Below are 19,382 nucleotides of genomic sequence, written 5' to 3' on the forward strand. Positions count from 1 at the left end.
TCCGCATGGCCGAACCGACCGGGTTTGCCCGAACATGGCGCAGGGGGTGGCGGGACTGGCGCGACTGGAGATCCTGGCGTGCCCGCCTGCTTCGCACCTGGCGGTCCTCCCTGCAGTTCCGCACCGTGACCATCACGGTCGTGCTGTCCGGCATCGCCATCGTCATGGTCGGCGTGTATGTCTCGGTGAGCGTCGGCAACGATCTCTTCCAGTCCCGGCTCAGCCAGGTCGAGCTCGACTCGAACCGGGCGACGAGCGCGGCCCAGGGGATCCTGGATTCCTCGGACGCGGCCGACCGGGTCCAGGTGCAGAGCCTGCTTGCCTCGGCGCGGAGCGCCATTTCCGCGGCGTCCTCGAGCCGGCTTGTCGCCGTGTTCCGGGTTCCCGGCCAGGACCCGTCGACGTCCGTGCCCCAGGACTTCTCGACATTCGGCGACTCGACCGAGGTCATCTCGCCCGAGCTGCGCACCGCCGTCCAGGGCTCGCCGGGCACCCAGTTCTGGCAGTCGGTGGCCCTGGCGACGGATGACGACGGCCAGGTCGCCGGGATCGTCGTCGGTTCGCAGATCACCGTCCCCGTCGCCGGCCGGTACGAGCTCTACATCGGCTACAACCTCGGCGAGGCGGAAACGACACTGCAGTTCGTGCAGCGAACCCTCGGCATCGCCGGGCTCCTGCTCATCATCCTGATCGGTGCGGTGACCTGGATCGTGGTCCGCTTCGTGGTGACGCCGATCCGGGTCGCGGCCGAGACCAGCCAGCGGCTGGCCTCCGGGGACCTCGGTGTGCGGCTGCCCGTCAAGGGCGACGACGTCATCACGACCCTCGCCCGGTCGTTCAATGGGATGGCGGACAGCCTGCAGAGCCAGATCAAGGAGCTCGCCGACCTCTCCGAGGTGCAGCAGCGCTTCGTCTCCGACGTGTCGCATGAGCTGCGCACCCCACTGACGACGATCCGGCTGGCCGGCGACATGCTCTACGACCAGCGGGCCGCCTTCCCCCCTGCGACGGGTCGTACTGCGGAACTCCTGCACACCCAGGTCGAGCGATTCGAACTCCTGCTCGCGGACCTGCTCGAGATCAGCAAATACGACGCCGGGTCGGTCGAACTCGAGGCCGAGCCGACGAACCTCGTGCACCTCGCCGCAGATGCCGTCGAGGGCCTGCGGTCGCTCGCCGAATCCAAGGGCACCCGGCTCAACCTCGTCGCCCCGGGAGGACACCTCGACGCGGAGGTCGATCCCCGTCGCATCCGCCGGATCATGCACAACCTGATCGGCAACGCGATCGAGCACGGCGAGGGCAAGCCCGTCATCGTCTCGGTCGACAGCAACGAGTCCGCCGTTGCCCTCTCGGTGCGCGACTACGGCCTCGGCATGAGCCAGGTCGACGTCAACCACGTCTTCGACCGGTTCTGGCGGGCAGACCCCTCCCGCAAGCGCACCATCGGCGGCACGGGCCTCGGCCTCTCGATCTCACTCGAGGACGCGACCGTGCACCGCGGCTGGCTCCAGGTCTGGTCGAGCCCCGGGAAGGGCTCGTGCTTCCGGCTGACCCTGCCCCGGACCGCGCGCGGCGAGATCACGAGCTCGCCGAGCCCGCTGCCGCCGGAGGACGCCGGGTCCGACGGAACCCTGCCGCGCCTCACGGTCGGCGAGGTCGGCCGGGCCGGGGTCAAGGGCGCCCAACACGGTGAGGGAGCGATCCATGACTGACCGGAGCGACGGCATCCGCCGTGCAATCCATGCGACCCGGGAAACCCGTGGAGGCGGACCCTGGCGCGCAGGGGGCACGCTGGCAGCCCTCCTCGTGCTCGCGGTCCTGCTCAGCGGATGCTCGGGGATTCCCCGGAGCGGCAGCGTGCGCACCGGGCAGGCGGTCGCAGCCGGGGACAACCCCGCACCCGTCTTCCTGCCGTCGCACCCGCAGGCCGATGCCAGCCAGGAAAGCATCCTGCGCGGTTTCATCGACGCCCAGACCAGCCCGGAGAACGACTACGCGATCGCCCGCGAATTCCTCGCCCCCGGTTTCAGCGGCGCCTGGGCGGCGGATGCCGGGGTGACGGTCGACGACGGGACGGCGCGCACCATCATCCCCGTCGACGGCCAGACCATGCAGTTCTCGGTGAATCCCATCGCCGACGTCGACGGGATCGGTGAATACCACGAGGTCGAGTCTCCCTCGCCCGTCGTGCTGCGCTACCAGTTCCAGAAGGTCGGTGACCAGTGGCGGATCAGCGCTGCGCCGAACGGCACCGTCGTCGACCAGACCACGTTCAGCGACGTGTTCAGCTCCCAGGCGCTCTACTTCTTCGATTCGAGCTTCGCGTTCCTGGTGCCAGACCTGCGCTGGTTCCCGCGCGGGGGCGCCACCCTGACCAAGATCGTCAACGGAGTGCTGCACGGGCCGAGCCCGTGGCTGGGCGGGGCCGTTGTCAGCGCGTTCCCCGATGGAACCAAGCTCACCGCGGATGCCGTGCAGGTCGTCTCGCGGGACGCGAAGGTCGACCTCAACGGCGAAGCCCTGAACGCAGACAGGGTCACCCTGCAGCGGATGCGGGCGCAGCTCACAAACAGCCTCCCCACGGGCATCACCGTCACGATCTCGATCAACCAGAACTCCCAGGACATCGGGGACCTCGGCGCCAACGCCCCGATCGTCAACCCGCGGGTGGACGCCCGGGCGCTCGTGCTCCGTCAGGGCGCCTTCGGGTTCCTGTCCGCAGCAGGGAAGACGGTCACCCCGATCCCCGGGCTCTCCGACCAGGTCGTCGCGCTCGGCCCGACGGCGGTCACCCTCTCACCGGGGCAGACCGTCGCGGCGGCGCGGGCCGCGACAGGGGTCTCCTCCGTCCGGGTCGGCGAGGTCGCGAAGCTGCTCGATCCGCGGCCCGGCCTCATCGCGCCGGCCGTAGACAACTTCGGCTACGTCTGGTCCGTGCCCTCGAACCGTCCCGGTGAGCTGTTCGTCTACAGCCCGAACGGGGATGCGACGGCCGTGCCGACCTCCTGGCCGGAGGCCTCCGGAATCGTGGCGTTGCGGGTGTCCCGGGACGGTACCCGGCTGATCGCGCTGCTCACCTCTGGAACGGAGACCCGCTTCGTGGTCGTCTCGATCAAGCGGGACAAGTCCGTTCCTGTCGCCCTCGGAGACGAAGTCCAGCTCCAGTCCGTCCCGGGCATCCCCCTCGACGCCACCTGGATCGACGAGCTCACGGTCGCCTACCTCGTCGCGCTCCCGAGCGGAGAGGACCGCATCGTGACCCAGCAGCTCGGCGGCGTCAGTTCCAGCATCGAGTCAGCGCCGGGCAGTGCGACGATCACGGGAAGCAACACCCTGAGGGACGTGCGCGCACTCGCCACAACGGGCGGCCTGATGATGCAGCGCGGAGTCGGCTGGCAGGAGCGCATCGACGACGTGACTCTCGTGGCCACCCAGCAGGGAATCGGCGGGTAGGCGCGGGCCTGTCCTCCACAGCGCCGGCGCACGACCGCGCGCGCACCGCCGTGCGCTCGCGATCATGCGCTCGCGTCAGGTCGGGCAGTCTGGCGGCATGACCGGGACCGGTGCGGCACGAACGGCACGAACGGCACGGGAGGCGTGGCGGGCCGTCCTGGACGCGTGGGCCGTTCTCCTGCCCACGGCGTGCAGCGGTTGCGGGGCGCCGGACCGCGCCCTCTGCGTGGCCTGCCGCGCCCTCCTGGTGCCTGCCGTGCGCGTGACCGAGCGCGGCGGCCTGCGGGTCTGGGCGGGGCTCGACTATGCCGGCGTTCCGCGACGCGTGATCGCGAGTTTCAAGGACGGCGGGCGAACGGATGCCGCCGCCGCGCTCGCTCCTGCGCTCCTGGCCGCGGTCGTGGCCGCGCTCGCCGCAGTGGAGTCCGGCGGACCAGTGGAGTCCCGCGGCGCTGCGGAGACCGGCATCCGCCTGGTCACGATTCCCTCGTCGCGACGGGCCTGGCGGGCGCGCGGTTTCCTCCCGGTCGAGCTGCTGCTCCGCCGGGCCGGACTCGCACCGCACCGGGTCCTCACCGGCCGGGAGACCGCCGACCAGGTCGGGCTCGACCGTGCCGCCAGGTCCAGGAACCGGGACGGTTCGCTGCGCGCCCTTCGTTCCCTGACCGGGGTGCGCTGCCTGCTCGTCGACGACATCGTGACGACGGGCGCCACCGTTCTCGAAGCCCGCCGCGCCATCCTCGCCGCCGGGGGAGAGGTCGTGGGCGTGGCCGCCCTCGCGGAAACCCGGAGACGCCTACCGGTCACACATCGTTCATCAGAAACCGATTGACAAATTGCGGTGACTTCTCCCGCCGGCAGGGCTACGGTGGAGCTAAAGGCGCGCACCAATCGCCCGGGACCGGGCGGTTCGCCAGATCTGGAGGTCGTCATGGAAACTAACATCGTCGGACGAAACCTGGGGATCACTGATCGTTTCCGGTCATATGCGTCGGAAAAGGCTGAGAAGATCGCCGGCCTTGCCGACAAGGCCCTCGCCCTCGAAGTCAAGCTCAGCCGGAACCGCGAAAAGGGTTCAGCCACCGGCAATGACAGGGTCGAGCTGACCCTGATCGGGAAGGGTCCCATCGTCCGCGCTGAAGCGGACGGTTCGGACAAGTATGCAGCCTTCGACGTGGCACTCGGACGGCTCCTCGAGCGCGTGCGCCGCGCCAAGGACCGCCAGAAGCTGCACCGTGGCGGAGCGCACCGCCCCACCTCGCTGCACGACGCGGCATCCGTTGACTTCAGCGTCGTCGACATCAAGCCGGCCGACGCCGAAACCCTCGACGAGGTGCGCACCGGAGTCATCCGGGTGATCCGCCCCACCGAGTCGGAGGCGGCCGCCGCGGCCACCGCCGCCGAGGAGGAAGCGGACGAGGTGTACACGCCGGTCGTCATCCGCCGCAAGGTCTTCTCCGCCGCCCCGATGACCGTCGACGACGCCCTGTACTTCATGGAACTCGTCGGGCACGACTTCTACCTGTTCCAGGACTCCGAGACGAACCGGCCGAGTGTGGTCTACCGCCGCAAGGGCTGGGACTACGGCGTCATCGAACTGGCCGAGAACAGCGAGGAGTTGCGGGTCGCCGCCGAGTAAGGCGTCCGGTAGGCCGTCGAGTGCACTCCCTGACCAACTAGCATTGTTATAGTTGCCGCACACCGGCGCACAACAGTGCCGGCGTGGTTCAATCCGTCGCGTGAGCAGCCAGACCCTGGTTCATCTCACCGAGACGACAGGCGTAACGGCGCCGTGACTAGTGGAGTGCATTCGTGGCCTCAATCCTTGAAAAGGTTCTTCGTGTTGGTGAAGGACGCGTCCTGCGTCGTCTCGAGCAGTATGCGAAAGCCATCAATGCGCTGGAAGAAGACTTCAGCCAGCTCACCGACGAGGAGCTGAAGAACGAAACCGTCGTGCTGCGGGAACGCTACTCGAACGGCGAGTCGCTCGACGACTTGCTGCCAGAGGCGTTCGCCGCCGTACGCGAGGCCTCGACCCGCACCCTGGGCTTGCGGCACTTCGACGTGCAGCTCATGGGCGGGGCGGCCCTGCACCTCGGCAACATCGCCGAGATGAAGACCGGTGAGGGCAAGACGCTCGTCGCGACGACCGCGGCGTACCTCAACGCCATCACAAGCCGCGGTGTGCACATCATCACCGTGAACGACTACCTCGCGAGCTACCAGAGCGAGCTGATGGGCCGCGTGTTCCGTGCCCTCGGCATGACCACCGGGTGCATCCTCTCCGGCCAGACCCCCGCGCAGCGCCATGACCAGTACCTCGCGGACATCACCTACGGCACGAACAATGAGTTCGGCTTCGACTACCTGCGCGACAACATGGCGTGGCAGGCAGCCGACATGGTCCAGCGCGGCCACTACTACGCGATCGTCGACGAGGTCGACTCGATCCTGATCGACGAGGCCCGCACCCCGCTGATCATCTCCGGCCCGGCATCTGGCGAGGCGAACCGCTGGTTCACCGAGTTCGCGAGCCTGACCAAGCGGCTCGTTCCCGAGGTCGACTTCGAGGTCGACGAGAAGAAGCGCACCGTCGGCGTGCTCGAACCCGGCATCGAAAAGGTCGAGGACTACCTCGGCATCGACAACCTCTACGAATCGGCGAACACCCCGCTGATCTCGTTCCTGAACAACGCGATCAAGGCGAACGCCCTGTTCAAGAAGGACAAGGACTACGTCGTGATGAACGGCGAGGTTCTCATCGTCGACGAGCACACCGGTCGCATCCTGATGGGCCGACGGTACAACGAGGGCATTCACCAGGCCATCGAGGCCAAGGAGGGTGTCGCGGTCAAGGCCGAGAACCAGACCCTCGCGACAGTCACCCTGCAGAACTACTTCCGGCTCTACACGAAGCTGTCCGGCATGACCGGAACCGCCGAGACCGAGGCAGCCGAGTTCATGAGCACATACAAGCTCGGCGTGGTCTCGATCCCCACCAACAAGCCGATGAAGCGCATCGACCAGTCCGACCTCGTCTACAAGAACGAGGAGGCCAAGTTCGGCCAGGTCGTCGAGGACATCGTCGGCAGGCACGAGAAGGGCCAGCCCGTCCTCGTCGGAACGACGAGCGTCGAGAAGAGCGAATACCTCTCCCGCCTGCTCGCCAAGCGCGGGGTCCGCCACGAGGTTCTCAACGCGAAGAACCACGCGCGGGAAGCCGCGATCGTCGCCCAGGCCGGTCGCCTCGGCTCCGTCACGGTCGCCACGAACATGGCCGGTCGTGGAACCGACGTCATGCTCGGTGGCAACGCCGAGTTCCTCGCCGTCGCCGAGATGAACGCGAAGGGCCTCAGCCCCATCGAGACGCCCGAAGAATACGAGACCGAGTGGGACGACGTCTTCGCCGCGGTCAAGGCGAAGGTTTCCGAGGAGGCCGAGAAGGTAGTCGAGGCCGGCGGTCTCTACGTTCTCGGCACAGAGCGCCACGAATCGCGCCGCATCGACAACCAGCTCCGCGGACGCAGCGGACGCCAGGGCGACCCGGGAGAGAGCCGCTTCTACCTGTCCCTGACCGACGACCTGATGCGCCTCTTCAACGCGGGAGCCGCCGAGAGCCTGATGAGCCGCCAGGGTGTGCCCGATGACATGGCGATCGAATCCAAGGTCGTGAGCCGCGCCATCCGCTCTGCCCAGTCGCAGGTCGAGGGCCGCAACGCCGAGATTCGCAAGAACGTGCTCAAGTACGACGACGTGCTCAACCGCCAGCGCGAAGCGATCTACGGCGACCGCCGTCACATCCTCGAGGGTGACGACCTCCACGAGCGCACCCAGCGCTTCCTGGAAGACGTGATCGACGAGGTTCTCAGCGTGCACACCGGTGAGGGCAACGGCGACGACTGGGACTTCGACGCGCTGTGGACCGAGCTCAGAACCCTCTATCCCGTCGGCATCACCATCGACGAGGTCATCTCCGAGGCAGGCAACCGGGGCAGGATCAACCGCGACTTCATGCGCAGGGAGATCCTCTCCGACGCTCGGGTCGCCTACCAGAAGCGCGAGGCGAGCCTCGGCTCCCCGGCCATGCGCGAACTCGAGCGCCGCGTCGTGCTCTCCGTGATCGACCGCCGCTGGCGCGAGCACCTCTACGAGATGGACTACCTCAAGGACGGCATCGGCCTCCGTGCGATGGCCCAGCGTGACCCGCTCGTCGAGTACCAGCGTGAGGGTTTCGCCATGTTCCAGCAGATGATGGGCCAGATCCGCGAGGAGACCGTCGGCTTCCTGTTCAACCTCGAGGTCGAGGTCAACCAGGCGCCAGATCCCGTCGCCGCGCCCGTCGTCGTCGCCAAGGGCCTCACCCCCGGTGAGGATTCCGGTGCCGACAAGCTCAGCTACACCGCACCGAGCGATTCCGGCGGAGTCGAGGTGCGCAACCAGCGCGGCCAGATCCAGCAGGCCGCGACCGACCGTGCCCGCCGGGCCGAGACGGACGCGAACGCAGGAGATGCCCCTGCGGAGGAGTCAGCGGCTCCCGCTGGTCCTCCCCGTCGCGGCGCCTTCGGCCAGCGCGACTCCGGGACGCCGGCCGTTCCGGTGAACCGCGCCGAGCGTCGGGCCCAGGGCAAGAAGTAGCACCGCCCGTCGCACACGACGGAAGGCCGGGTCCCGAGGGACCCGGCCTTCCGTCGTGTGCGACCCGTGCCTAGTGCACCGGAAGCGGCACTTCGGTGGGCGCTGCCGCGGGGGTGCCGTGCGGGTTCGAGAGCGACACGCCATGGCCCATCCGCCGGAAGAGCAGCGCCGCGAGGACCGCGCCGACGGCGAAGAAGCCGGCGCCCCACCAGTATGCGACCGCGTAGCTGTGGATTGCGGCATCCGCGGCCACCGCAGCGGTGAGCGGGGTGTTCGCGGCCAGGAAGTTCGTCGCGGCGGTCGCGGCGAGCGTGTTGAGAAGAGCGGTGCCGATCGACCCGCCGACCTGCTGGCTCGTGTTCACCATCGCGGAGGCGACCCCGGCGAACTGCCGGTCGACGCCGAGCGTCGCCGTCTGCATCGAGGCGGGCATGATCGAGCCCATCGCGAAGCCGAGGATCATCAGGGGCGGCAGTATGTCGGCGGCATAGGTGCTGCCCAGGTCGAGATGGGTCAGGTAGATCATCCCGAGGGCTCCGAGCGTCATGCCGAACGGCACCATGATCTTCGGGCCGAACCGGGGCACGAAGATGTTCGTCGACAACTGGGCCGCGACGACGAGCATGGCGATCATCGGCAGGAACGACAGTCCGGTCTGGACCGGGGTGTAGCCCAGTGAGACCTGCAGGTAGTACGTGACGAACAGGAAGATGCCGAACATGCCTGCGCCGGCGATCAGCACCGAGAGGTACGCGGCACCGCGGTTGCGGTCGAGCACGATCACGAGCGGCAGAAGCGGATGCGCGGCACGGCGCTGCCACAGCACGAACGCGACGAGCAGCACGACGGCCCCCGCGAGCATGCCCCAGGTCAGCGGTGAGTCCCAGCCGTCGGTCTCGGCGTTGGAGAAGCCGTAGACGAGGCCGAAGAGGGCTCCGGAGACCAGGATCGTGCCGGGAATGTCGAGCTTCGGGCGCGGGCCGGTGCGCTCGAGGTGGTCGACGAAGACGATCGCACCGATCACCCCGATCACGGCGATGGGGATGTTGATGTAGAGGTTCCAGCGCCAGTCGAGGTTCTGGGTGAGGAAGCCGCCGAGGAGCAGTCCGACGGCGCCGCCGGCACCGGCGATCGCTCCGAAGATCCCGAAGGCACGGGCGCGTTCCTTCGGAATGGTGAACGTCGTCGTGAGAACGGCGAGGGCGGTCGGGGCGAGGAGGGCGCCGAACGCGCCCTGCAGGGCCCGGGCGCCGACGAGCAGCCCGAAGGTGCCTGCCGCACCGCCGAGTGCCGAGGCGGCTGCGAAGCCGATCAGTCCGATGATGAAGGTGCGCTTCCGGCCGATCAGGTCGGACAGGCGTCCGCCGAGCAGGAGGAGGCTCGCGAACGCGAGGGAATACGCGGTGATGATCCACTGGCGGTCTCCGTTGGAGAAGCCGAGGTCGGTCTGCGCGGAGGGCAGGGCGATGTTGACCACGGTCGAGTCGAGTACGACCATGAGCTGGGCGAGGGCGACGGTGCTGAGGGTCCACCAGCGCCGGGAATGCGGCACGGGCGTGCTCGTTAGAGTGGACGAAGTGGCGGAAGTCTTTGGCATGAAGGCGACTATATACGATACTGTGGAGTTCCGGATCTTAACAGTTCCTGAATTTACCTCCGGGTAACATTCGATCAGAAGACTTCGATCAGAAAGTGGTGAGTGTGGCGACGACGCAGCTCGATCCCGCCGAGGAGACGGAGCCCGTCAAGCTCGGACGCAGACGGGACCACACCCGCGACCCCGACATCCTCGCCGCTGCCGTCGACGTGCTCGCCGAATGCGGGTATGAGGGCATGACCATCGACATGGTCGCGGCCCGGGCCAAAGCGGGCAAGGCCACCCTCTACCGGCGATGGCCCTCGAAGGGCGAACTTGTCATCGACGCGGTCGCGTGCATGAAGAACGGTGACCTGAACCTGTCCCAACTCCCGGACACGGGCACGCTGCGCGGGGACCTGATCGCCATGATCAAGCCGCACTCGATCGAGGACGGCGAGAAGAAGCTCCGGGTCATCGCCGGCCTGATGTCCCTCCTCGCCCACTCGCCCGAGCTCGCCGAAACCGCCCGCGTCTCCGTCGTCGAACCCCGGGTGACCGCGCATCGCTTCCTGTTGCGCCGGGCCGTCGAGCGCGGCGAGATCTCGTCGCGCTGCGACATCGACAACCTGTCGACAGTGACCACGGCCATGGCCTCCATGCGGATCCTGTTCGAGCGCAAGACCATCGACAGGGAATTCCTGATCTCCTTGATCGACGGGGTGATCCTTCCCGCGGTGGGCCTGGGTGCCGGTCCGGCGGCCGGCGCGGACCCGGAGTCGCGAGCTGCAGGGGATACTGCCGTCACAGCACGTTGACCGCGCTGGCCCGCCAGCGGTTGTCGAGGCCCTCGAGGCGCAACGCCACCGCGCGCACCCGCACCTTGCTGTGCACGATGACGACGGCTTCGACCACCCCGTCCCTCGGTTCCGTGATGGTGACCCTGCCGATGGAGATCGTGGGCCGTTGCGCCCGGAGCCCTTTGACCGCCCGCGCCCGGTTGGAGAGGACGACCCGTTTCAGCAGGTGCCGGTAGACGTCGTCGCTCACCCAGCGCGCGAGCTGGTCGAGTTCGCGGGCCCCGGAGAGCACCTCGATCACGCACCGGGTGAGGTTGATGAGCAGCGGCTCCGGATCCGGCAGTTGCCCGCGGGAACTCGGCTGCTGCCCGAAGTAATCTTCCTCGGCGAACCGCTCCGCTCGGGCGCTCGCCTGCTCACTCTTGCCGACTGAATCGCTCATGACTCCTCCGGGGGTTCCGGGTGCTGAGGTGCAGGTTCGCTACTCAACCAGCGGATGCCCGCGGTGTCGAGCGCTTATATGTCCTGTGGATAACCCGGCTGGCCGGTTCGCGGCGAGTTAGCGTCGTGTGTGTGCGCTGGGACAACCTGTTCGACGACCTCGAGGGACAGCTCGAACACGAGCTGAACGCCGAGGACCTCGAGCTGCGCGCGGAAGAGGAACGGCTCCGGCTCGGCCGGTTATCGCTGCGGCACCGGCTGATGGGCCTGGGCGCCGGTTCGGGCCCGCGCGCGGGCGGCGGTGTCGTGCGGCTGGTGCTCACCTCCGGGGTCACGCTGGCCATCCGCCCGACGACGTTCGGGCGGGACTGGCTCGCCGCCGAGATCCTCGACACGCCAACGGCGTCGGCAGGGACGGCCCCGCCCGGTGTCCCCGCCCGGGGCGCTCCGCAGTGCGTCGTTCCGATCGCGGCGATCGCCGGGGTGATCCTGCAGTCTGCGGAGGTGCGTGCCTCCCTCGCCGCGCCCGCGGAACCCGGGTCGGGGGTCGTCGACCGCATCGGGTTCGCCTTCGTGCTCCGCGACCTGGCCAGGCGGCGCAGGTTCGTCGAGGTGCACACGCCGGGTGGTCTCCTCAGTGGAACGATCGACCGGGTCGGTCGCGACCACATCGACCTCGCGATGCACGACCGCGGGGTGCCGCGCCGCAGCTCCGAGGTGAGGCAATACCGGATCATTCCCCTCGCCGGGATCCAGCTGCTGTGCCTGCCCTGACCGCGCCGGCCGGGTTCAGTCGGGCGGCCGGATGATCGTGCCGCCGGAGAGCTCGGGGATGTTCGCGTAGTCGGACTGCTCCCACAGCGACAGCCGCCTGGCCTCTTCGTACTTGGCCTCGATGTACGACTCGAGCACGACCCGCTCCACGCGCCAGTGCTGCATCCGCTCGGGCGCGGACGGGCCGATCCGGATGGCAGGAAGCTCGCCCGTGTGCACAAGCTCGCTCACCTCTGCCGCGGTCAGGGCGAGTATGTCGGCGGTGTCCGCGAGGGTGAGGAAGCGGCCCAGCCCACGATAGGCGTCGGGAGCGTTCATGCTTCGATTATCGGGGGTTCCCGCGGTGTCCCGCCGGGAAAACGACAGCCTGTGGATAACTTTCCCGCCGTGGGCCGGGAACGGCGACGATAGAGACCACTGATCAGGCGGGCGGCAGCTGCCCTCGCCGAGGAGAGGGGCGACCATGGTCTCGAGGCCGAATCGGGCACGACGCCCGGGAGCCTGGTTCGACCCGCGCCTGCTCATCGGCCTGGTGTTCGTGCTCGGTGCGGTCGGCGGCGTCTCTGCGGTCGTCGCAGGCAGCGACCGCACGACCGCCGTCTACGCCGCCCGTGGCGCCCTCATCGTCGGCGACCGGGTGACGGCCGCCGACCTCGAGCTCAGCCAGGTCCGCCTGGACGGCGCGCTCCCGCTCTACGTGACCCCCGAGCGGATGCCCGCGGACGGCCTGGTCCTGGCCAGGACCGTCGCAGCAGGCGAGCTGATCCCGGTGTCCGCGGTCGGCGCATCCGCTGAGGCGGGCGTGACGACGGTCGTCGTCGAACCGACGGACGCCCTCGCGCAGGCGGTCGCGCCTGGCGCTGTTGTCGACGTGTGGTCGTCGCCGCAGACCGAGCGGGGTGCGTTCGGGCCGCCTGCCGTGCTCGTCGGGCAGGCCGGGGTGGTGCGCGTGCTTGAACCGGGCGGGCTTTCGGTGGGAGCCGGCCGCCGCTCGGTCGAGCTCCGGGTGCCCAGGGAGGCCGTCGCCGCCGTACTCACTGCGATCGCCAACGGAGCGGCGATCGCGGTCGTTCCGGCCAACCAGCCCCTCGGAGGTTGACCATGGCCCGGCTGCTGCTCGCGCTCGACCGTTCGACGGAAGACCGCCTCCTCGCGGATATCGTGCAGTACGGGCACTCCGTCCTCGCCCGGCTGTCGGGGGGAGCGGAACTGCTCGCGGTCCTGGACCGCACAGAGGCCGACGTCGCGCTCGTGAGCGCGGGACGGGCGACGCTGAGTGCCGCCGTGATCCGGGCGTGCGACGAGCACGGTGTGCGCGTGATCGCCCTCGCCGCGACCGACCAGGACCGCAGGAACGCGGCGGGACTCGGCCTCCTCGACGTGATCGACGCGACAGCGGAATGGGCGGGCATCGAGGCGGTGATCGAGGCCGGCGTGGTGATCCCGTTGCGGGTCGCCGAGCGGGAGGCCACGCGCACAGTGTCCGCTCGTGGCACCGTGATCGCGGTCTGGGGGCCCTCCGGCGCGCCGGGCCGCACGACGCTCGCGATCAACATCGCCGCCGAGGTCGCGGCGGCGGGCCACACCGTGGCGCTCGTCGACGTCGACAGCTACGGAGGCGGGATCGCGCCGGCCCTCGGGATGCTCGACGAATCGCCCGGTTTCGCCGCGGCCTGCCGCCTCGCAGGGACCGACAGCCTCACCCGGCCGGAACTCGAACGCATCGCGCAGCGCTACACCTCGCCGCGCGGCGCGTTCTGGGTGCTCACGGGCATCGGGCGCCCCTCGCGCTGGCCGGAGCTGTCGGGCGAGCGCGTCTCGAAGACCATCGAGGTGCTGCGGAAGTGGGCCGACTACGTCGTCCTCGACACCGGCTTCAGCCTCGAAAGCGACGAGGAGATCTCGAGCGACCTGTACATGTCTCCATACGTCGGTATTGACACGGGGTAGGGGATGCCTCATAGTCAGCGCTGAAAGCGAGACATACCCCAGATGAACCCCAGAATCGGTGCCTACAACAGAATCAGCCTGGACGTCCAGGGAGAGGCCCTAGGGGTCGCCAGGCAGCAGCAGGACAACGCTGAGCAGGCATCCCGCCGACACTGGCAGATCGTCGAGAGCTACACAGACAACAACCTCAGCGCCTACAAGCGTGCGGTAGTCCGTCCCGCCTTTGAGAAGCTTCTGACCGACCTTGAGTCTGGCTTCCTAGATGGCTTTGTTGCGTACGACATCGACCGACTCTGGCGTCAGCCCTCAGACCTCGAAAGAGTCATTCGCATCTATGAGGACAAGCCGTCGCTGGTATTCGCTACGGTCCAGGGCGATATCGACCTCTCGACGTCACAGGGTCGCACTATGGCGCGCATCATGGTCGCTCTAGCTAACAAGTCCAGTGCCGATACCTCGCGACGTGTGAAGCGCAAGATTATCGAACAGGCCGAAGCAGGTGAGCCGCACTGGTCCAGGCGTCCCTATGGCTACACGCTTGAGAAGACTCTTGACCCGATCGAAGCGCCGGTTGTTAAAGAGATGGGGGAGTGGTTCGTTCAGGGATTCAGCTACCGAGAGATCGCGTGGCGCTTGAATGAGACGGGGATCATGACGCGTGCTGGTTCGCCTTGGTACGTGGGTACTATCCGACAGTTCATAAAGGCTGAGCGCTTCGCTGCTATCCGTATTCACGATGGCAAGATGTACGACGGTACTTGGCCAGCTATCTTCACTAAAGAGGAATGGGCTGAGATTCAACTCGAAGTCATGATGCGTAAGGACAAGTATTCAGGGCGACCAGTAAGTAAGAAATACATGCTCACTGGAATCCTGATGTGTACCTGTGGCGGCTACCTCAGGGGAATGACCAAACGAGACGCACCTGATCGTCCACTACGGCGAACGTATCAATGCCCTACAAGTAGTGAGACTGAACGCCGGATGAAGACCTGCGCTGGTATCTGTGTTGATGCTGCCTCGCTAGAGCACTACGTCCGTGAGTCGGTCCTGGCCCGTATTGAGATACCTGAGCTTTCTGATGTAGTCGGTACCTCGTCAGTAGATAGGGAACGTATTGCGGTCCTACGTCAGGAAGTCCTCGATATCAAGACGCGCCGCGATGGCTTATTGGACGACTACACAGACGGCACGCTGAACAAGGACGAACTAAAGCATACTCAAGACCGCCTAAGCGCCCGCAAGGCACTTATTGATACCGAGCTGGATAAGTTGCAACGCGCCAAGTTCAACATCTCTCTGAACCCAGGAGAAACGGCGCGGGAAGCTTGGATGGATCGGCCTGATGGTTGGCGTCGTGCATTCGTTGATCTGCTCATCAATGAGATCACTATCGGCAAGAGTTCCCACAAGCCTTTTTATGATGTCGATGGCAAGCGCACTCGCTTTGATATTGAGCGCGTACAGATTGACTGGAAAACCGATATTGACAAATAAATGACCATGCCCATAATCAGCCACAGGCAATAGCACCCCGCTATTGCTCGTAGATTGATTGGAAGTGATACCAATGGCAAGAGTTTCAAAGATGGTGAGCGATATCACTGGTGTCGAAGCATCTGAAGACGACTTCGTGCAGCTGGTCGTTCGGAACCACAAGGCCGTCGACGAAGCCAAGCAGCTCGACGTTCTCCCCGGTGAGATCGCAGCTTTGAAAGAAGCCGCCGATCTCGTCATCCTCGAAGTCAAGAACAACGGTGACTCGCGTCAGATCGTGACCACGCTCGCCGAGTTTCGCAAGGTCGTTCCGGACGAGATCATCGTCGGAGCACAAGGGACTCGTGGCCGCAGAATTGGGGTCAGCCCCAAGGCATAACCCCTCAACCCTCTTCAACATCTCAGTTCAAATGAGCCGGAAAAGAAGGATGAGGTGACCACATCTACTGCCCCTACTTAGCTTGAGAAGTTTTCTCGCTAGGTAGGGGCTTTTCCTATTTAGCCCTTCTCTCGTTTCAAATCTGCAATAAAATTCGGCTTCAGCTTCAAAGCAATTTCGCGTGACTCTTTATCCCCTAGGGCAAATCCATTGTGAACGTTGTAGATGAACCAGGCGTCTTTCTCATGTTTAGTCGCAACAACCTTGACGGCAGTTGCGCTTTCCACTGTCTGCGGATTGACAGTTGATTTTGCTACTGCGTCAGCAAGACTCGCAACAAGTTCGTTCAACGACCTTACTTCGAGAAGAAGGCTACTGATTGTGACGCCGGTTGGACTGACTTCTGATGCTGCAAGGTGATATCTGATGGCCGATACTTCCTCGTTGGTCAGCTCGCCAGTCCTATTTGGCGTGTCAGCGATCTTCTCAAAGAGTTCAGCCTGTCGTACCAAAGTGGCGGAAATCTCGTACAGTTCAGCCTTGTTTTCGCTCATAGCTCATTCTCTCGGTAAAAGGGAAAAACCCGCCACCATTTCGGTAACGGGTCTTCCACTTTCAGGCAGGAACTACACGGGCACGAATGACAGCTGCCCAGCGATCGAACTTCACGAGTGCTGCGTTGGCTGCTTCCCAGTAGTCGTCGTAGACCATGGAGTTGCTGTTGAACGCGTCGTCGTTATCTGCCGTCTGGTACTCAGCCTTGTAGGACTTCGTATTGAACAGCAGGGCGATCAGCTCGTCAGGGACACTCTTGGTGTCTCCTTCGGCATCAGGTAGCCCGATGAGCACAACGTCACCGCCGATGGTGTCTCGGTGCCTCATATAGGGGCAGGCAAGCCACCAGGCGAGTGTTGCGCGTCGGTTCATTGGTGCACCAACCAGCTTGCTCTCGTCGTGGGCGAAGAACGATGCGCCTAGCGATCCAAGGTCAACAGCTTCAATGTATCCGCCGACTACCTCCTGGTACTCACTGAGGCCTCTGAACTCTCTTTGAAAGATCGGCTGATCTTCATCAGCTGGGATCACGATGCCAGTAACCATGTGCTCCACATCCTTATCGTGGGTTGATTTGCAAAGCCGATTAGCTTCACAAGCAAGCCCGCGATTAATTCCCTCGAATTCGAGGGAATTAGAACTGCTACTTCTTGATCTTCTTCGCCTTGTACCCGGCGCTGTACGGGCATCCCTTAGCGAAACACTGAGTTCGGCCAGGGCTGAGCAAGTGACCATTGCGGCAGGCTTTGGCGCCCTTCTGCACGGTAGAAGCAACTACTTCATCTAGGCCGGCTACCTCGATTGGTCGCCGTAGATCAGTGATGGTCTTCGTACCGTCTTGAATTTCAACAATGAAGTCCACGAGGTCAGAGAACCTAAGTACGGCCAGGTCATCGAGTACGCCGCCGTTGTCATCTTCCAAACGAACGACGAGTGTTGGGATGCGACCTAGGCTCGCGCCCTGTACAGTCTGCTTCCAGAACTCACGGAGCTTGATCGTCTTGTGGTTCTTTGCTTCGATGTCTAGGGGAGTGTCCCTGAAGAAATCGGTCAGGTCCATTTTCTGGTGACTACCTGCCCCACTGCGCTTGTCCCTGGCTACGCGTGCGCCTAGCTTCTTGCGAAGTAACGTGGCTATGTCGTTTTCTAGGTCAACACCTCTCTTGCTTGATTCGCTCATTCATAGTTCCCCTGTTTAGTTTTAGATTTGCGGTCAGATCACCGCCTCTCGCAGTTGACGGCGATCTGACCTGACTGACTTAATGAACAAGCATCGTGACTTTGGGATTCATCCCAGCATTTCGGAGCTATATAGGACAGTGGGAGCTGCCCTTGTGTTCGTCTCCGGTTACACACTCATCGGCTTTCTAATTCACCTAGGGTTCGTGCTACCCGCATTCTCACGATGCTTGTTCAATAAATCATCTTGTAAAGGTACGACTCGGCAGTGCTTATTACGTTGCGCACTTCATACGTCTGCCACGATGTTTGACGCTCACCGGGTACGTGCTACTTGTAGTTGCTAGAGGCGAACAAGGTTGCACAAAATTGAACGGTACCGGCTATCTGTTTTTGCAGCTTGCGTTCTCTAGAACGACGATTCAGCTGTGCCACTCTGCGCGGGTCTGGCTCGGACTCAAGTCGCTCGAAGTAAATCGTTAGCGACCCGTATTGGTTAGGTATCACCATAGGATCTCCTTCGCCCAGTTTCTCATTTTCACCTAATAGCTGCAATGCTAATTTGTGAGAATAGTGGATAAACCAGTTGATGATGTCTTGTACTGGGTCAGCTTGAGGTGTCACTTCTTTTCCCCCCAGAGAGCTAGACGTTGTAACTTCTTATTTCTATTTTTTGCTTCTGGTTCTAAATGGTCAAAGGGACGTACTCTATAATCTTCCCCAATCACATACTTATCAACTGCTTGCTTGATAGCAGTTTTGAACCCAATGATGTGTTCATTTACATCCTTGCCTTTAAGGACGAAGCCAATTTCAAATTTTCCTAGGATCTGATCTAGCTCTTTATCGAACTCTGTCTGGGTACTCATTCCTGTTCCTCCTTAGGCTGTTCACGCCCTGCATTTAGTACTTTGGTGCTCACGTTCAGGACGCTTCTCAGGCTGCCCTCGCTTGGCTCTTGATCTCGTACCCAGGACTTCACATATCCGCGACTGATGCTGGCTGTCTCGTCGTCCAGCTCACCCAGCTCGTTTAGGCAGACATAGGCGCTGGCTTCAGCTTCAAACTCGTACTGACCACGGTGGCCCTGGTACTGAGCCAGCTGATCTGGTGACGTGTGGCCGTGCTCGATATGCGAAATCTCATGCAGTGTGGTGCGCAGGGGATTAGGTGCCAGGGGATTGATCGCAATCGTCCTACCAACTGCCATTCCGCCGATGTTGCCGTTGTACGACTCAAACGGCACTCGCTCGATGGCTAGAGCGCCCAGGGCGCGGTCTACGCTCCAATGCTCAGGCTCATACGGTGGCAACTCTTCGCCTTCTGTCTGGCTCAGCGGGAAGAGTGCACGGACTACCTTGAAGCGCCGGATCATCTTCTGCTCGTCGTCATCGTTCTTTGACTCGACCTTGACCGTAATTGGCCGCAGGATTGAGAACGCTTTGCTACCCTTTTGAACTTGTCGATTTAGTTGAGACCAGCGCTGGTAAGTTGCCACAGGTTCAGGTGGACAACCTTGCAGCGCTAGGAAGCCCATGTTGCGAGGTGAGTAGTTCCAAAATCTTCGGTACGTCTCACCTGTTGATCCCTCAATCGTGAGCAGACCCTCAAGAAGCTCTCTATTACTTGGTGTCTCAAGTTTCGGCCGGCTGTTGGTTAGAAGCTCACTCACCTAGCGGCTCCGGCGATATCACCTCAATGCGGGTCTGTTCTTGCAGCGCTTCGATATCAACCTGATCGGCTCGCACCGTCATTGTGATTTCAATCAGCTCGTTCGGCTGTATGTCGATTCGAAGACCGAGGTTAGGAATAGCGTGATCACCAATAGAAACGATTGCACGGCGACCAAGTGGTCCATTACTGATGACCCGTATTTTGTCATCACGGAAAAATACTGGGCTTACTTCTGGTACTTCGATTAATGTCATTCATGTGGTTCCTGTTTAGTTTGATTCTCTATTTCTCGTTGGCTGCATTCAAAGTACCTTCGGTTCCTGATTAGAGCAACGATACTTAGCAGGGCAGGGAAGTCTTCAGCGAATTGACCGATTACGTCTAGGTGCTGCTCAACAGTCCCGAGTGCGCTGTCACTGAACTTCTCTAGGTCCGCATAGTCCGTTGACTTGCGCAGCTCTCGCGT

General features: G+C 63.8%; 21 protein-coding genes. 11 read left to right on the forward strand and 10 right to left on the reverse strand.

All coding sequences use genetic code 11. The annotated features are described in order from the left end of the window. Positions 1–5 precede the first annotated feature (5 nt). From mtrB to secA, 5 genes are all read left to right on the forward strand, one after another. Positions 6–1,715, forward strand: coding sequence for an MtrAB system histidine kinase MtrB (gene mtrB / locus RHM57_RS01850; RefSeq protein ID WP_134449753.1), 1,710 nt, complete (start codon positions 6–8; stop codon positions 1,713–1,715). Next, on the forward strand, positions 1,708–3,456 hold the full coding sequence (locus tag RHM57_RS01855) for an LpqB family beta-propeller domain-containing protein (RefSeq protein WP_322189484.1): 1,749 nt from the start codon (positions 1,708–1,710) through the stop codon (positions 3,454–3,456). Before mtrB ends, RHM57_RS01855 begins: the two co-directional genes overlap by 8 nt. A gap of 97 nt (positions 3,457–3,553) precedes the next feature. After that, entirely contained in the window at positions 3,554–4,288 is a 735-nt protein-coding gene (locus RHM57_RS01860) for a ComF family protein (protein WP_322189485.1), read from the forward strand. 99 nt (positions 4,289–4,387) lie between these two features. Beyond that, positions 4,388–5,095, forward strand: a complete 708-nt coding sequence (hpf, locus tag RHM57_RS01865) for a ribosome hibernation-promoting factor, HPF/YfiA family (RefSeq protein WP_134449756.1) — start codon at positions 4,388–4,390, stop codon at positions 5,093–5,095. Between the two features lie 173 nt (positions 5,096–5,268). Continuing rightward, entirely contained in the window at positions 5,269–8,091 is a 2,823-nt protein-coding gene (secA, locus tag RHM57_RS01870; protein ID WP_134449757.1) for a preprotein translocase subunit SecA, read from the forward strand. Between the two features lie 70 nt (positions 8,092–8,161). On the opposite strand, the gene RHM57_RS01875 is transcribed toward secA, so the two are convergent. Beyond that, positions 8,162–9,688 carry an MFS transporter gene (locus RHM57_RS01875; protein WP_134449758.1) on the reverse strand — a complete coding sequence of 509 codons (1,527 nt, stop codon included), beginning with the start codon at positions 9,686–9,688 and terminating at the stop codon, positions 8,162–8,164. A gap of 104 nt (positions 9,689–9,792) precedes the next feature. Here RHM57_RS01875 and RHM57_RS01880 point away from each other — a divergent pair, with 104 nt between their 5' ends. After that, positions 9,793–10,485, forward strand: coding sequence for a TetR/AcrR family transcriptional regulator (locus tag RHM57_RS01880; protein WP_134449759.1), 693 nt, complete (start codon positions 9,793–9,795; stop codon positions 10,483–10,485). On the opposite strand, the gene RHM57_RS01885 is transcribed toward RHM57_RS01880, so the two are convergent. Beyond that, positions 10,472–10,909: an Rv3235 family protein gene (locus RHM57_RS01885; RefSeq protein ID WP_322189486.1), complete on the reverse strand. Its 438-nt coding sequence runs from the start codon at positions 10,907–10,909 to the stop codon at positions 10,472–10,474. The two genes, RHM57_RS01880 and RHM57_RS01885, sit on opposite strands and share 14 nt — an antisense overlap. Positions 10,910–11,040: 131 nt before the next feature. On the opposite strand from RHM57_RS01885, the gene RHM57_RS01890 reads away from it, so the two are divergent. Beyond that, positions 11,041–11,682 carry a hypothetical protein gene (locus RHM57_RS01890; RefSeq protein ID WP_134449760.1) on the forward strand — a complete coding sequence of 214 codons (642 nt, stop codon included), beginning with the start codon at positions 11,041–11,043 and terminating at the stop codon, positions 11,680–11,682. Positions 11,683–11,697: 15 nt separating this feature from the next. Here the strand turns inward: RHM57_RS01890 and RHM57_RS01895 are convergent, their stop codons facing one another. Next, positions 11,698–12,000: a helix-turn-helix domain-containing protein gene (locus RHM57_RS01895; RefSeq protein ID WP_134449761.1), complete on the reverse strand. Its 303-nt coding sequence runs from the start codon at positions 11,998–12,000 to the stop codon at positions 11,698–11,700. A gap of 145 nt (positions 12,001–12,145) precedes the next feature. Between RHM57_RS01895 and RHM57_RS01900 the strand changes: the two genes are divergently transcribed. The 4 genes from RHM57_RS01900 to RHM57_RS01915 all read left to right on the forward strand — a co-directional run bounded on the left by RHM57_RS01900 (position 12,146) and on the right by RHM57_RS01915 (position 15,508). After that, positions 12,146–12,781 carry a hypothetical protein gene (locus tag RHM57_RS01900; RefSeq protein ID WP_322189487.1) on the forward strand — a complete coding sequence of 212 codons (636 nt, stop codon included), beginning with the start codon at positions 12,146–12,148 and terminating at the stop codon, positions 12,779–12,781. Between the two features lie 2 nt (positions 12,782–12,783). Continuing rightward, a complete protein-coding gene (locus RHM57_RS01905) occupies positions 12,784–13,632 on the forward strand; it encodes a hypothetical protein (protein WP_322189488.1) in 849 nt (282 codons plus the stop codon). A gap of 42 nt (positions 13,633–13,674) precedes the next feature. After that, positions 13,675–15,129, forward strand: a complete 1,455-nt coding sequence (locus RHM57_RS01910; protein WP_322189489.1) for a recombinase family protein — start codon at positions 13,675–13,677, stop codon at positions 15,127–15,129. 91 nt (positions 15,130–15,220) lie between these two features. Continuing rightward, positions 15,221–15,508, forward strand: coding sequence for a hypothetical protein (locus RHM57_RS01915; protein WP_322189490.1), 288 nt, complete (start codon positions 15,221–15,223; stop codon positions 15,506–15,508). 119 nt (positions 15,509–15,627) lie between these two features. On the opposite strand, the gene RHM57_RS01920 is transcribed toward RHM57_RS01915, so the two are convergent. The 7 genes from RHM57_RS01920 to RHM57_RS01950 all read right to left on the reverse strand — a co-directional run bounded on the left by RHM57_RS01920 (position 15,628) and on the right by RHM57_RS01950 (position 19,170). Further along, positions 15,628–16,062 (reverse strand): hypothetical protein, encoded by a 435-nt coding sequence (locus tag RHM57_RS01920; protein ID WP_322189491.1) that lies wholly within the window; start codon positions 16,060–16,062, stop codon positions 15,628–15,630. A gap of 61 nt (positions 16,063–16,123) precedes the next feature. After that, positions 16,124–16,609 carry a DUF3846 domain-containing protein gene (locus RHM57_RS01925; protein ID WP_322189492.1) on the reverse strand — a complete coding sequence of 162 codons (486 nt, stop codon included), beginning with the start codon at positions 16,607–16,609 and terminating at the stop codon, positions 16,124–16,126. Positions 16,610–16,706: 97 nt separating this feature from the next. Further along, positions 16,707–17,243 (reverse strand): hypothetical protein, encoded by a 537-nt coding sequence (locus tag RHM57_RS01930; protein WP_322189493.1) that lies wholly within the window; start codon positions 17,241–17,243, stop codon positions 16,707–16,709. 329 nt (positions 17,244–17,572) lie between these two features. Further along, on the reverse strand, positions 17,573–17,866 hold the full coding sequence (locus RHM57_RS01935; protein WP_322189494.1) for a hypothetical protein: 294 nt from the start codon (positions 17,864–17,866) through the stop codon (positions 17,573–17,575). Further along, a complete protein-coding gene (locus tag RHM57_RS01940) occupies positions 17,863–18,111 on the reverse strand; it encodes a hypothetical protein (protein ID WP_322189495.1) in 249 nt (82 codons plus the stop codon). The genes RHM57_RS01935 and RHM57_RS01940 overlap by 4 nt, the downstream gene beginning before the upstream one ends. After that, complete coding sequence (locus tag RHM57_RS01945; RefSeq protein WP_323510498.1) at positions 18,108–18,914, reverse strand: ArdC-like ssDNA-binding domain-containing protein; 807 nt, start codon at positions 18,912–18,914, stop codon at positions 18,108–18,110. The genes RHM57_RS01940 and RHM57_RS01945 overlap by 4 nt, the downstream gene beginning before the upstream one ends. Next, complete coding sequence (locus RHM57_RS01950; RefSeq protein WP_322189497.1) at positions 18,907–19,170, reverse strand: hypothetical protein; 264 nt, start codon at positions 19,168–19,170, stop codon at positions 18,907–18,909. The genes RHM57_RS01945 and RHM57_RS01950 overlap by 8 nt, the downstream gene beginning before the upstream one ends. Between the last annotated feature and the right edge of the window lie 212 nt (positions 19,171–19,382).

It is taken from the genome of Cryobacterium sp. 10S3 (assembly GCF_034344045.1).
GTDB classification, from domain to species: domain Bacteria; phylum Actinomycetota; class Actinomycetes; order Actinomycetales; family Microbacteriaceae; genus Cryobacterium; species Cryobacterium glucosi.